The following is a 13425-nucleotide window of genomic DNA, read 5'->3' as shown; positions in this document are numbered from 1 at the left end:
TCGGGGCACTGTCGCCCGGTGGGGTACTAGCCGACGCGGGGCGAGAAGACCTCGGCGGCGTGGGTCGCGTCGCCGTCGCCGGGCGGCAGCACCAGGGACAGCGACGTGGAGTAGCTGTCGTCGAAGGGGGCGGGGTCCGAGTCGTAGTCGGCGCTGCCGGGCGCCACGACGATGAGGACGATGAAGCCGATGCCGAGCAGGATGCCGACCACTCCGCAGATGATCCCGGCCAGTGCGTGCCCCGGGTTCGTCGCCTCGCCCCGGCGCGCCTTGACCCGACCGATGGACCCGAAGATCACGGCCATGACCCCGAGCAGGATCGCCAGCGGCCACAGACAGAAGAGCACGGCGGCACAGATGCCGAGCACCATCGCCGCGATCCCCATCCCGTTGCTCGGCGGCGGCGCCATCGCGGGCCAGGCGTAGGCCGCGCCGGGGGCGGGGTAGCCGGTGCCGGGGTAGCCGACACCGGGGTGGGCGTGGGCACCCGGGTACGCCGGGTACTGGGGATAGCCGTACGGGACCTGGCCGGGCCCTTCGGGGCCGATGGGCGGCGGCGGGACGGCGGCACCGGGGGCGGGGGCGGGGGCGGGGGCGGCGTAGGGGGCGCCGACTGCCGGTGGCGGGTAGGACGCGTGGGGTGCGCCGGGTGTGTGAGGTGCCTGGGCGGCGGGCGGGGCGAACGGGTTGTAGCCGGAGGTGGTGGACGTGGCGGACTGCGGGCCGCCCGGGGGTGCGAACGCGCCGGGGCCGGCCCAGGGCTGCGGTGCCGTGGGGGCCTGGGGAGAAGTCGGCGCGGTCGGCACCGGGCCGCTCTCGTCCACTCCCGGCATGGACACGACCGTCATCTGGTCGTGCACCGAGGGGGCGGGGCGGGTGGGGCTGCCCGGCGCCGGGGTGTCGGCGGGCACGGCCCAGGGATCGCGGGGAGGCGCGGCGTCGGCGGGGGCAGCGGACGGGGCCGACCCGGCGTACGAAACCGGCGCACCGGGCCCGGTGGAGCCCGTGGGCGGCACCGGTGCGCTCGGCCCGGCGGAACCCACGGCCCCGGCGGGCTCGCCGAAGTCGGCAGGCCCCGCGGACACGGTCGGCTTGTCCAGCGCGACCTTCGGGGCCGGGACCGCGTCCTCGGGCTGCGGGACGGCGGCCTGCGCGGCCGGCAGGGGGATGCCGTCGCCCACCGTCAGCATGTCGGCGTCGGCGGCGACCGACGGCGGTACGGCGTCCTCGGTCAGCGTCGGCAGAGTGGCACCATCCACCACCACCGGCGGCACGGCGTCCTCGGTCAGCGTCGGCAGAGTGGCACCATCCACGACCACCGGCGGCACGGCATCGTCGGTCAGCGTCGGCAGGGTGGCACCGTCCACGACTGTCGGCAGGGCGGCATCGTCGGCCGCCGTCGGCAGCGGGGCCCCGTCGGCGACCGTCGGTGGCGGTGTCGGGACGCGGTCCTGTGGGGGTGCCCACGGGTCCGGCTGCGGGTCGGCCGGTCTCTCCGGAGCAGGTGCCTCGTCGGATGACATGAGTGGGTCCCCCTGTAGCGTTCCGTGCCGTTCTGCGTCGTCTTTTCCGTCGTACGCGATCAGCTGTACGTTCGGTCATGCTAAGGCCCGGGGTTGGGCGTGCGGGCAGCCGCCTACGATGATCCCCGAGTCATCGATCAGCCGATCACCCGCGTCCCCCGACGAAGACCACGGTCCGGGGCGGACGCCGTTCCCGGGGAGGAACCTTGACCGACCACCGCACCGCACAGGGCGTGCCCGTGGCCCCCGCCGTCGCCGGCACATCCGCCGCTCCCGGCGCCTTTGGCACCCGCGACCTGCACGCCTTCATCGCCGGTCTGCCCAAGGCCGAACTGCATGTGCACCACGTCGGCTCCGCCTCTCCCCGTATCGTCGCGGAACTGGCCGCCCGCCACCCCGACTCCGCGGTGCCGACGGACCCCGAAGCGCTCGCGGACTACTTCTCGTTCACGGACTTCGCCCACTTCATCCAGGTGTATCTGTCCGTCGTCGACCTGATCCGCACCCCGGAGGACGTCCGGCTGCTGACGTTCGAGGTGGCGCGGGACCTCTCCCGGCAGCAGGTGCGGTACGCCGAGCTGACCGTCACGCCGTACTCCTCCACCCGTCGCGGGATCGACGAGCGGGCCTTCATGGAGGCGATCGAGGACGCGCGGAAGGCGGCGGAGGCCGAGTTCGGGACCGTACTGCGGTGGTGCTTCGACATTCCGGGCGAGGCGGGGCTGGTCTCGGCCGAGGAGACCGTCCGGCTCGCCACGGACGACCGGCTGCGGCCGGAGGGGCTGGTGTCGTTCGGGCTCGGCGGGCCCGAGGTCGGCGTGCCGAGGCCGCAGTTCAAGCCGTACTTCGACCGCGCGATCGCGGCCGGGCTGCACTCCGTGCCGCACGCCGGCGAGACCACCGGCCCCGAGACGGTGTGGGACGCGCTCCACCACCTGCGCGCGGAGCGCATCGGGCACGGCACCAGTTCGGCCCGCGACCCGAAGCTGCTCGCCCACCTCGCCGAGCACCGCATCGCCCTGGAGGTCTGCCCGACCTCGAACATAGCCACGCGCGCGGTCCGCACCCTCGACGAGCACCCCATCAAGGAGTTCGTGCGGGCCGGGGTCCTGGTCACCATCAACTCCGACGACCCGCCGATGTTCGGCACCGACCTCAACACCGAGTACGCGGTCGCCGCGCGCCTCCTCGACCTCGACGAGCAGGGGCTGGCCGCGCTGGCGAAGAACGCGGTGGACGCGTCCTTCCTCGACGAGCCCGGCAAGGCCCGCGTCTCCGCCGAGATCGACACCTACACATCGGCCTGGCTGACCCCCTGACCCGATCGGGACCCTCATCACCCTCATGCGCACCGTGACAGCCGTCGCCCATCGCGGCGCCCCCTACCGCCACCGTGAGAACACGCTCGACTCCCTGCGCGCCGGGCTCGAACTGGGCGCGGACGCCGTCGAGTTCGACGTACGGACGACCCGTGACGGCGTGCCCGTCCTGCTCCACGACGCGACGCTGAACCGGCTCTGGGAGCTGGACCGGCCGCTGGCCGCGCTCTCCGCCGCGGAGCTGCGCGGGCTGACGGCCGACGGGGTGCCGACGCTGGCCGACGCGCTGCTCACCACCCGGAGCAGCCGGGTCATGGTCGACCTGCCGGGCTCGGTGAACCCCCGGGCGGTGCGGCAGATCCTCGGTGTCGTACGGGAGTGCGACGCCGAGGACCGCGTCTACTACAGCGCGGACCCGCCCACCCTGCTCGCCCTCCGCGCCGCCGCCCCCACCGCCGAGCTCGCCCTCACCTGGAAGACCCTCGCCCCACCCCGCCCCGCCCTGCTCGACGCGATCCGCCCCCGCTGGCTCAACTACCGCTTCGGCCTGCTCACCCACGCCCTCGCGGACCGCGTCCACCACGACGGCTACCTCCTCTCCGCCTGGACCCCCGACACCCGCCGCTCCATGCGTCGCCTGATCGGCCTGGGCGTCGACTCGATCACGACGAACCGAGTCGACACCCTGTGCGCACTGAGGCAGCATCCCCGAACCGAGGCCGAGGACAGCGCCCTCTAGGGGGCGCGGGGAACTGCGCGAACAGCCACGACACACCCGCACACGCCCTCCGGGGTCCCGAGCCCCTGGACGCTCAGCGACACCCCGCGGCCGCATACGGCGGGGAGCCGACGAGGCCGTTACACCTCCGACCGCTGCTCCACCGTCGCCGCGTCCTGAGGCTTCTCCCGCGTGACGTACTGCGGTACGGGGGCCGAGTCCCGGCCGTTGTCGCGGACGAGGCCGTAGCGACGGGCGCCCCGGTCGGGCCCTTGGGTGATGTCCTCGGTGACGCTGTCCCAGGTGGAGGGGGCGACGGTGATGCCGTAGTCGGCGCCGCGTTCGTTCTGGGTGAGGGTGACCGTGCCGTCGAGATAGAAGTACTCGTTCTGCCACATCTGTTGGGTGCCTGCGGGCAGGACCGTGTATCCGGTGTCGGGCCCGCCCATGCCGGAGGTCTCGCCGTCGGCGGAGGTCGGATCGTCCATGCGGCGGCCGCCGCCCGAGGCGACGTGGAAGAGCTTGCCCTTCAGGCCGGTCCAGGACGGCATGACCAGGCCGCCCGCCCGGTACTGCGGCGAGATCTGCCAGCGGACCAGGACATAACCCTCGCCCGTGAAGGTCACGGCGTCGCCCCGGTGGTTCATCACGGTCCGCGTGCCGCCACTGCTCGTGAGGCCGGACTCCGGCCGGCGCGGGAGGGCGCCGGGCGGGGTGTCCGGGTCCGGCGCCGCGTCCACGACGTCGACGACGGTGCCGTAGAGATCGGCCTTCTTCGTCGCGGACGGGGAGACGGAGGGGGACGGCGTCGGCGAGGTGGAGGGCGAGGGGCCCCGGGGCTTCGAAACCTCGGGCGCGCGGGCCGTGCTGAGCGCCGTGGGCGCGGCCTGCGCGGGCCGGTCCTGCGGGGGCTGCGTCACGACGTACGCGCCCCCGGCGACGATCGACGCACTCGCCGTCACCGCGACGGCGGGCTTGGCGAGGGCGCCGAGCACCTTGGCGGACCAGCCCACGGAGGCGGTCGCGGCGGTCGCCGCCACGGCGGTCTTCCCGCCGAACGCCAGGGACAGCGTGAAACCGACGGGGACGGGCACCAGGGCCAGGCCGACGAGGAGGCGTTCGGCGGGGACGACGACCTCGCCGGGGCGGCCGTGGCCGTCGCAGCGGGCGCAGCCTCGGATGTGCCGGGCGATGCGCTTGCGCCACACCGAGTCGGGCCGCCCGCTCCAACGGGCGGTGACCCGGCCCAGGTCGGAGCAGGAGGAGTCGAGGGCGCGGACGATGCCCCGCGCGGTCTCCAGACGGGCCTTCATCCGCTGGACGCGCACGGCGGCATGCTGCCGGCTGATGCCGACGGCGGCGGCGAGCTCGCGCCGGGTGAGTTCGCCCGCGACCTCCAGCCACCACAGCGAGAGCAGCTGGCGGTCCTCGCCGTCGAGCCAGCGGACCGCTTCCGCGACCTCTTTCCGCTGGCCCTCCAACTGCAGCCGCAGCACGGTCAGCTCGGCGAAGTCGGTGGCGCCCTGGGCGGCGCTGTCGTCGAGCTGGTCGGCGGTGCGGCGGCGCGCCCGGTCCCGTATCTGCCGCATCGCGATCGCGACCAGCCAGGAGCGGAAGCTGTCCGGATCGCGCAGCGTGTCGAGGTTGTCGACGGCGCGCAGCATGGTCTCCTGCACGACGTCGTCGACATCGGCGTGGCCGTTGAGGGCCCGGCCGACGATGTTGTAGACGAGGGGCAGCCAGCCCTCGACCAGTTCGTCGAGGGCGCGCCGGTCCCCTGTCTGTGCGGCCGCGATGGTGGCGCGCCACTGCCGCCCGTCCACGTACGTTCCCTCCGGTCCCGCTGGGCTCACCCTGTTCACTCGGCTGTGTTCCGTACCTTCTCAGCCATCGCTGTGACGTGGGGATCCTCCGAGGCGGAGATCACACTGCTCATACGGCTCGCTCCTGTACGTGGGGAAACAGGGGTGCCTACGGAGACTGTGTGGAGGCGGCCGGGATAACAGTTTTTCGGTCCCACCCGTCGGTGAGCGCCTCCAGCCGCTTGATCCGCCGCCGAACGACGTACAGCGGGATCACCCCGAACACACCGAACGACATGTCGATCACCGTCCACCAGAAGGGGATGCCCCGGATCGGCCCGCAGATCAGGGCCAGCGGGATGATTCCCGCGCAGGCGATCATGCCGAACTCGACGACCCAGATGTTGCGGACCGGGTCACGGTAGGGGCCGTAGAAGGCCACCGCGATCACGAGGTGGGCGAAGGCCAGCCAGTCCGTGCCGTACAGGAGGAACGGGTACTCGGCGTCGGCCTCGTCGAGCCCCGCCCGTACGCGTTCGATCCACTCCACGAGCGCCGGCAGGTACTCCCCCACGGACAGCGATCGCAGCAACTCCTCGGTCCAGCGCAGCTCGTGGACGAGCGGGAAGGCCGTGGCGCCGCTCAGCACCAGACTGACGACGAAGAAGACCAGCCACGCACGGATGCCCTTCAACAGGGCGGCTCTGTCGCTCATGCGGTGAGCGTACGCCCCGTCTTGAACGCGTTCAAAAGTGGGGGCCCGGCATGCCGGGCCCCCACGAGAACGCACCAGGCCGTCAGCCGCCGGGAATCGTGCGGATCGCGGCGATGTCGAATTGCAGGCGCACCTTCTCGCTCACCATGGCGCCCCCCTCCGCGAGCCGCTGGTTGTACATAAGGCCCCATTCGGAACGATTGATGGTGGTCGTCCCGTCGAAACCGACCCGCTCGTATCCGAACGGGTCCATGACGTGCCCTATATAGGTGAGTTCCAGATCCACAGGCCGGGTGATGCTCTTGATCGTGAGTTCGCCGGCCATGCGGTAGACATCGTTGCCCACGGGTCGCACCGCCGTACTGACGAAGCGCATACGCGGATAGGTCGCGGCGTCCAGGAAGTCGCGGCCCATCAGATGGGCGTCGCGTTGTTCCACTCCGGTATCGACGGACGTGGTGGACAGAACTATCTCGGCCCGTGAACGAGCAGGATCACGGCCGTCGAAGTAGAGCCGGCTCTGATACTCGGTGAACGCACCGCGCACGGTCGTCACCAGGGCATGCCGGACGGAGAAACCGATACGGCTGTGCGCCGCGTCGATCATCCATTCGCCGGTCAGCGTCGCCAGGGTGGGATCGGACGGGCCGTCGGGACCGAAAGCAGGGGACTCGTGGGGGAGTTGTGAGGCTGTGGGGGATGCCGGGCGGCGCAGGGACGCAGCACGGGTGAACAGGTTCATGATTCACGTAACTACGGCACGACGGAATTTGCCGCAACCCTTCGTCGGCTGATCCGTCAGGTCCGAATCGACACCGAAAGGCTGATAAAGCGCCACCGCGCGGCAGACAATTGCACTATCTCCACAGGGTCGCCACGAATTGCCCGCCGAAATTCATCTCGGGAAGACCGGAATACGCCCCTCGGATTCAGGACCGGTCCTCGAGCGGCACGGGGATGCGGTCCCGCACCGGACACGGAACGAGACCGCGGTGACAGAAGTCCACGGGGAACCGGGCGGGCCGCAGGCCCGATCAGGGGCGCGGGGAACCGCGCGCCCGGCCACAGACACCCCGCGCCCGTCGACGAACCCTCAGTCCAACGACGTCATCACGTGCTTGATCCGCGTGTAGTCGTCGAACCCATAACCCGAGAGATCCTTGCCGTACCCCGACTTCTTGAACCCGCCGTGCGGCATCTCGGCGACCAGCGCGATGTGCGTGTTGATCCACACGCACCCGAAGTCCAACGCCTTCGACATGCGCATCGCCCGCCCGTGGTCCTTCGTCCACACGGACGACGCGAGCGCGTACTCGACCCCGTTCGCCCAGCCGACGGCCTGCTCCTCGTCGGTGAACGACTGAACCGTGATGACCGGCCCGAAGACCTCCCGCTGGATGATCTCGTCGTCCTGCTTCAGCCCGGAGACGACGGTCGCCGCGTAGAAGTACCCCTTCTCGCCGACCTGGTGGCCACCCGCCTCGACCTTGGCGTGGGCCGGCAGCCGCTCGATGAACCCGGCCACCTGCTTGAGCTGGTTGGGGTTGTTCAGCGGCCCGTACAGCACGTCCTCGTCGTCCGGCTGCCCGGTCTTCGTCTCGGCCGCCGCCTTCGCGAGCGCGGCCACGAACTCGTCGTGGATGCCCTCCTGGACGAGGACGCGGGTCGCGGCCGTACAGTCCTGCCCGGCGTTGAAGAAGCCCGCCACCGAGATCTCCTCGACGGCCTTGGCGATGTCGGTGTCGGCGAACACGACGACCGGCGCCTTGCCGCCCAGCTCCAGGTGGACGCGCTTGAGGTCCTTGGACGCGGACTCGGCGACGGACATACCGGCCCGCACGGACCCGGTGATGGACGCCATGGCCGGAGTCGGGTGCTCGACCATCAGCCGACCCGTGTCACGGTCGCCCGTGATCACGTTGAAGACGCCCTTCGGCAGGATCGCCCCGATGATCTCCGCGATGAGAACGGTCGACGCCGGCGTCGTGTCCGACGGCTTCAGCACGACCGTGTTGCCCGCGGCGATCGCCGGCGCGAACTTCCACACGGCCATCATCATCGGGTAGTTCCACGGCGCGACCTGGGCGCAGACACCGACCGGCTCACGGCGGACGATCGAGGTCATCCCCTCCATGTACTCGCCGGCCGACCGGCCCTCCAGCATCCGCGCGGCGCCCGCGAAGAAGCGGATCTGGTCCACCATCGGCGGGATCTCCTCGGAGCGGGTCAGCCCGATCGGCTTGCCCGTGTTCTCCACCTCCGCCGCGATGAGCTCCTCGGCCCGCTCCTCGAACGCGTCGGCGATCTTCAGCAGGGCTTTCTGGCGCTCGGCCGGGGTCGTGTCCCGCCAGGCCGGGAACGCGGCCGCGGCGGCGGTCATGGCCGCGTCGACGTCGGCCTGGCCGGACAGGGGCGCGGTCGCGTAGGCCTCGCCCGTCGCGGGGTTGACCACCTCGGTGGTCCGTCCGTCGACGGCGTCACGGAATTCCCCGTCGATGTAGTTACGTAGCTTGCGCAGCCGACCCAGCTCGGTACTCACTGCCGGCCCTCCAGATGTGGGTGTCCAGGTTGGGGTGTCCATCCCTTGAGACACCACCCTAATCCGCCGCCCCACGTTTTCAACACCCCCGACACCCCGCCGACTGCGAAATCCGCAAGCTAAGACCCCAGAAACAACGAATTTCATCGATCCAGCCTTGCGGAACTGTCGATACGTCGTGCACAGTGTGGCCGTGGCCAGTCGAAGCGCAGACCAGAAGGACCCCAAGGAGCCCCGGAAGGACTCCAAGGAGCCGAGGAACGGCACTCCGCAGTTGGACGCCGTCTCCCTCGCCATCGTCGAGCAGCTCCAGGAGGACGGCCGGCGGCCGTACGCCGCGATCGGCAAGGCCGTCGGCCTGTCCGAGGCGGCCGTGCGCCAGCGCGTCCAGAAGCTGCTCGACCAGGGCGTGATGCAGATCGTGGCCGTCACCGATCCGCTCACCGTGGGCTTCCGGCGTCAGGCGATGATCGGCATCAACGTCGACGGCGACCTGGATCCCGTGGCAGACGCGCTGACGGCCATGTCCGAGGTCGAGTACATCGTGATCACCGCCGGCTCCTTCGACCTGATGGCGGAGGTCGTCTGCGAGGACGACGACCACCTCCTGGAGGTCATCAACAAACGCATCCGGACCCTGCCCGGCGTGCGCTCCACCGAGAGCTTCGTCTACCTCAAGCTCAAGAAGCAGACCTACATGTGGGGAACCCGATAACCGTGAGGACGGATAAGCCGTGAGCCCCAAGGACCTCAGCCAGACCGCGTACGACCACCTGTGGATGCACTTCACCCGCATGTCCTCGTACGAGAACTCCCCGGTCCCCACGATCGTCCGGGGCGAGGGCACCTACATCTACGACGACAAGGGCAAGCGGTACCTCGACGGTCTCGCGGGGCTCTTCGTGGTCCAGGCGGGCCACGGCCGCACCGAGCTGGCGGAGACCGCGTTCAAGCAGGCGCAGGAGCTGGCCTTCTTCCCGGTCTGGTCCTACGCCCACCCGAAGGCCGTCGAACTGGCGGAACGCATCGCCGACTACGCGCCCGGCGATCTGAACAAGGTCTTCTTCACCACCGGCGGCGGTGAGGCGGTCGAGACCGCCTGGAAGCTCGCCAAGCAGTACTTCAAGCTCCAGGGCAAGCCGACCAAGTACAAGGTCATCTCCCGCGCGGTCGCCTACCACGGCACTCCGCAGGGCGCCCTGTCCATCACCGGCCTGCCGGCCCTGAAGGCCCCCTTCGAGCCGCTGGTGCCGGGCGCGCACAAGGTCCCGAACACCAACATCTACCGGGCTCCGTACTTCGGCGACGACCCGGAGGCCTTCGGCCGCTGGGCCGCCGACCAGATCGAGCAGGAGATCCTCTTCGAGGGCCCCGACACGGTCGCGGCGGTCTTCCTGGAGCCGGTGCAGAACGCCGGCGGCTGCTTCCCGCCGCCGCCCGGCTACTTCCAGCGGGTCCGCGAGATCTGCGACCAGTACGACGTACTGCTGGTGTCGGACGAGGTCATCTGCGCCTTCGGCCGGCTCGGCACGATGTTCGCCTGCGACAAGTTCGGCTACGTCCCGGACATGATCACCTGCGCCAAGGGCATGACCTCGGGCTACTCCCCGATCGGCGCCTGCGTCATCTCGGACCGCATAGCCGAGCCCTTCTACAAGGGCGACAACACCTTCCTGCACGGCTACACCTTCGGCGGCCACCCGGTCTCCGCGGCCGTCGGCCTCGCCAACCTCGACCTGTTCGAGCGCGAGGGCCTCAACCAGCACGTCCTCGACCACGAGGACGCGTTCCGGTCCACGTTGGAGAAGCTGTACGACCTGCCGATCGTCGGAGACGTCCGCGGCAACGGCTACTTCTACGGAATCGAGCTGGTCAAGGACAAGGCGACGAAGGAGAGCTTCGACGACGCCGAGACCGAGCGGATCCTCTACGGCTTCCTGTCGAAGAAGCTGTTCGAGAACGGCCTCTACTGCCGTGCCGACGACCGTGGCGACCCGGTCGTCCAGCTCGCCCCGCCGCTGATCTCCGACCAGTCGACCTTCGACGAGATCGAGCAGATCCTGCGCGCGACGCTGACGGAGGCGTGGACCCTGCTGTAGCCCCCGACGATCCCGTCGGCGCTCGCGGACGGCTCTTTCAAACGGCCCGGGACGCACCCATCCGAGTGAGATGGGGGCGTCCCGGGCCGTGTGCTGTCCGGCCCCCGCCCCCCTGACTCCCTAGCGTGCCCCCTGTAACCGATCGGCCCTGCCTTCGTTCCCCCGGACGGGGGGCTCCCCCGGCAATCCTGATCCGAACCGAGGTGTACGCCCATGGTGGCCCCGCCGGACAACGACGTGCTCTGGGCACGTGGTCTGACCTACGCGCACGACGGCTCGCCCGCTCTGCGAGGCGTGTCGATGGCCGTCCGGGAGGGCGAGATCGTCGCCGTCACCGGCCCGCGCGGCAGCGGCAAGACCACGCTCCTGCGGTGCCTGTCCGGACAGCTGCGGGCCCAGCGCGGCGAGGTGTGGTTCAACAGCCTTCCCCTGCACACGATGGGTCCGCTCGCCCGGGAACGGCTGCGCCTGGACCGCTTCGGCTGGATCGACCCCGAGCCGGTCCTCGTCCCCGAGCTGAACGCCTGGGAGAACGCCGCCCTGCCGCTGATGCTGCGCGGCACCGGCCGCCGGGCCGCCAAGGCCGCCGCTCTGGAGTGGCTGGAGCGCCTCGACATCCGCGACTCGGCCCGCAAGCGCCCGCACGCCCTCCTCCAGTCCGAGCGCCAGCGCGTGGTCGTCGCCCGCGCCCTGGTCGCCGCCCCCCACGTGCTCTTCGCGGACGAGCCGACCGCCGCGCTGCACCGCGCCGAGCACACCCACGTCCTGCGCACCCTCACCACGGCCGCCCGCTCCCACGACATCACCGTCGTCCTCGCCACCCACGACCCCGAGACCGCCTCCTTCGTGGACCGCACGATCTCCCTGCTCGACGGGCGCCACGTGAAGACCGTCCACCTCCCCTCCGCCGCGAACCGGCAAGGCCGAACTCCCACAGACCGGCAAGGCCGAGCCCCCACAGAGCCGAACCCCCGAGCCACGCCCGAGGCAGACCGCCGGCCCACCGCGGAAGCCGAAGGCCACCTCGCCGCCGAGAGGGGAGGCCACCTGGCTGCCGAGCGGGGACGCCGTCCCGGCACCAAGAAGGGAGGCCGCCCGGCCGCCGGGGGAGACCGCCGGGCCACCGCCGAAGGAGGAGGCCACCTCACCACCGGGCAAGGAGGCCGGCCGGCCACCGAGCGGGGAGGGCGGCCCACCGCCGACGAGGAACACGTGTCCGCCGGCGACGGCAAAGGTCACCTCGCCACGGGGCGAGGAGGCCGCCCGACCACCGAGCAAGGACGCCGTCCCGGCACCGACGAGGGAGGCCGCCCGGCCGCCGAGGAGGAGCGCCGGGCCGCCGCGGAAGGAGGTGGTGGAACCGCTGCCGAGGGGGAGCATCCGTCCGCCGACGGGGAAGGCCGGGCCGCGTGCTCGCTCTCCGCCTAGCCCGCCGGGCCCACCCCGTGGTCCAGCTCCGCCGTCTCCTGGTCGCCGCGGCCACCGGCGGCACGGGATTCCTGCTGCTCTGCGCCCTCGGGCACGCCATGGCCCATCCGCACGCCCCGGCCGGCTCGGTGCTCCGCCTGGCCTGGTGCTTCGCACCCGCGGCCGCCACCGTGTACTTCGCGGTGACGGTGGCCCGCACCGACCCCGGAACCCGCCCCCGCCCCGGCCTGTCCGCGATCGGCCTCGGCCCCGGCCGCCTGATGGCCATCTCCGCGGTCACGACGGCCCTGTCCACCGTCCTCGGCTCGCTCCTCGCCCTGCTCTTCTTCCTCCATCTGCGCGGCGACCTCAGGGGCATGCCCTTCGACGGCGCCGCCGCCGACGCCCTCGCCGCGGGGCAGCCCCTCCCCCTCCCCGCGGCCCTGACCCTCCTCGCCCTGGTACCGGCCGTGGCCTGCGCCACGACCGCCCTGGTGCTACGCCCCAAGGACACGGGTGCCCGGCCCACCGGACCCCGGACACGCTTCATGGCGTACGACACCTTCGCCATCGGCCGGCGGGCCGCGTCCCCGGCGGGCGCCACGAGGTACCAGGAGGAGCCGGACGAGGAGGCCGTCGCCCCCACGGCCCCCCAGGAGCCACCGGAACCCGCGGCTCCGCGCCCCGCCCCCGGCGGTCTCCCCTGGGGCATCGCCGTGCTCGCCGTCGGCCTCGCCGTGGAGACGTACGCCGGACAGTCCGACGACGGCTCCACCCTCCCCCTCCCCGGCGGCTTCGCGGACAGCCCCGCCGGAGCCCTCGGCGGCTGGCTGCTCACCGCGCTCGGGCTGGTCCTCACCGGCCCCGGGCTCACCCACCTCACCGGACGCCTGCTCCAGTCCGTACGCCCCGGCGCACTGCGGCTCCTCTCCGGGCGCGTGCTCCAGGAAGACGCCCGGCGCATCGGGCGCCCTCTCGGGGTGGTGTGCGCGGTGGCCTCCGGGGCGTACGCCATGGTGACGCTGTCCTCCGGCGTGCGCCCCACGGTCGGCCCGCTCGCCCTCCTGGGCGCGCTCGTGGTGGCCGGCTGTGCCGTGCTCACCCTCGCGACGGCCGCCGTCGAGGCCCGTCGGGCGCACGCGGACGCCACGGCCGCGCTGTTGCGGCTGGGAGCGCCCAGCGCGTTGCCGCGGCGGGCGGCCCTGCTCCGCGCGGGCGCCCTGCTCGCTGTGTTCGGCCCTCTGACCTGGACGGTCGCCCGGCTGGCGGCGCTGCCGCTGGTCGCCTGAGACGCGCCCCTGAG

The 13425-nt window shown here is 71.7% G+C and carries 10 protein-coding genes and 1 pseudogene; 6 read left to right on the top strand and 5 right to left on the bottom strand.

From position 1 onward, the window contains the following. Positions 1–26: 26 nt before the first annotated feature. Entirely contained in the window at positions 27–1523 is a 1497-nt protein-coding gene (locus OG202_RS35120; protein ID WP_327727615.1) for a DUF4190 domain-containing protein, read from the bottom strand. Positions 1524–1729: 206 nt separating this feature from the next. Between OG202_RS35120 and OG202_RS35115 the strand changes: the two genes are divergently transcribed. Next, on the top strand, positions 1730–2842 hold the full coding sequence (locus tag OG202_RS35115) for an adenosine deaminase (protein WP_443052319.1): 1113 nt from the start codon (positions 1730–1732) through the stop codon (positions 2840–2842). Positions 2843–2867: 25 nt separating this feature from the next. Continuing rightward, entirely contained in the window at positions 2868–3581 is a 714-nt protein-coding gene (locus OG202_RS35110) for a glycerophosphodiester phosphodiesterase (RefSeq protein WP_328224124.1), read from the top strand. 119 nt (positions 3582–3700) lie between these two features. On the opposite strand, the gene OG202_RS35105 is transcribed toward OG202_RS35110, so the two are convergent. The 4 genes from OG202_RS35105 to OG202_RS35090 all read right to left on the bottom strand — a co-directional run bounded on the left by OG202_RS35105 (position 3701) and on the right by OG202_RS35090 (position 8616). Further along, positions 3701–5383 carry a sigma-70 family RNA polymerase sigma factor gene (locus OG202_RS35105; protein ID WP_328224123.1) on the bottom strand — a complete coding sequence of 561 codons (1683 nt, stop codon included), beginning with the start codon at positions 5381–5383 and terminating at the stop codon, positions 3701–3703. Between the two features lie 148 nt (positions 5384–5531). Beyond that, positions 5532–6077, bottom strand: a complete 546-nt coding sequence (locus OG202_RS35100; protein ID WP_328224122.1) for a hypothetical protein — start codon at positions 6075–6077, stop codon at positions 5532–5534. A gap of 82 nt (positions 6078–6159) precedes the next feature. Further along, positions 6160–6819, bottom strand: a complete 660-nt coding sequence (locus OG202_RS35095) for a YceI family protein (RefSeq protein ID WP_328224121.1) — start codon at positions 6817–6819, stop codon at positions 6160–6162. A gap of 351 nt (positions 6820–7170) precedes the next feature. Next, the gene (locus OG202_RS35090) at positions 7171–8616 is read right to left on the bottom strand and encodes a gamma-aminobutyraldehyde dehydrogenase (protein ID WP_328224120.1); all 1446 of its coding nucleotides are present in this window, start codon (positions 8614–8616) and stop codon (positions 7171–7173) included. A 178-nt stretch (positions 8617–8794) separates the two neighbouring features. On the opposite strand from OG202_RS35090, the gene OG202_RS35085 reads away from it, so the two are divergent. The 4 genes and pseudogenes from OG202_RS35085 to OG202_RS35070 all read left to right on the top strand — a co-directional run bounded on the left by OG202_RS35085 (position 8795) and on the right by OG202_RS35070 (position 13411). Then, on the top strand, positions 8795–9331 hold the full coding sequence (locus OG202_RS35085) for an Lrp/AsnC family transcriptional regulator (RefSeq protein ID WP_327727619.1): 537 nt from the start codon (positions 8795–8797) through the stop codon (positions 9329–9331). A gap of 19 nt (positions 9332–9350) precedes the next feature. Further along, positions 9351–10715, top strand: a complete 1365-nt coding sequence (locus tag OG202_RS35080) for an aspartate aminotransferase family protein (protein ID WP_327727620.1) — start codon at positions 9351–9353, stop codon at positions 10713–10715. A gap of 213 nt (positions 10716–10928) precedes the next feature. Next, positions 10929–11642 (top strand): annotated as a pseudogene (locus OG202_RS35075) (ABC transporter ATP-binding protein); the annotation flags it as partial. 482 nt (positions 11643–12124) lie between these two features. Further along, positions 12125–13411, top strand: coding sequence for a hypothetical protein (locus OG202_RS35070; protein ID WP_328224119.1), 1287 nt, complete (start codon positions 12125–12127; stop codon positions 13409–13411). Positions 13412–13425 lie beyond the last annotated feature (14 nt).

It is taken from the genome of Streptomyces sp. NBC_00310 (assembly GCF_036208085.1).
Classification (GTDB): Bacteria; Actinomycetota; Actinomycetes; order Streptomycetales; family Streptomycetaceae; genus Streptomyces.
Note: the sequence above shows the minus strand (reverse complement) of the source record. Positions and strands in the feature narration are given on the sequence as shown.

Bases quoted from the DNA above. Each gene is read 5' to 3' on its own strand.
- OG202_RS35120 (WP_327727615.1), bottom strand. From the start codon at position 1,523: ATGTCATCCGACGAGGCACCTGCTCCGGAGAGACCGGCCGACCCGCAG.
- OG202_RS35110 (WP_328224124.1), top strand. From the start codon at position 2,868: ATGCGCACCGTGACAGCCGTCGCCCATCGCGGCGCCCCCTACCGCCAC.
- OG202_RS35100 (WP_328224122.1), bottom strand. From the start codon at position 6,077: ATGAGCGACAGAGCCGCCCTGTTGAAGGGCATCCGTGCGTGGCTGGTC.
- OG202_RS35095 (WP_328224121.1), bottom strand. From the start codon at position 6,819: ATGAACCTGTTCACCCGTGCTGCGTCCCTGCGCCGCCCGGCATCCCCC.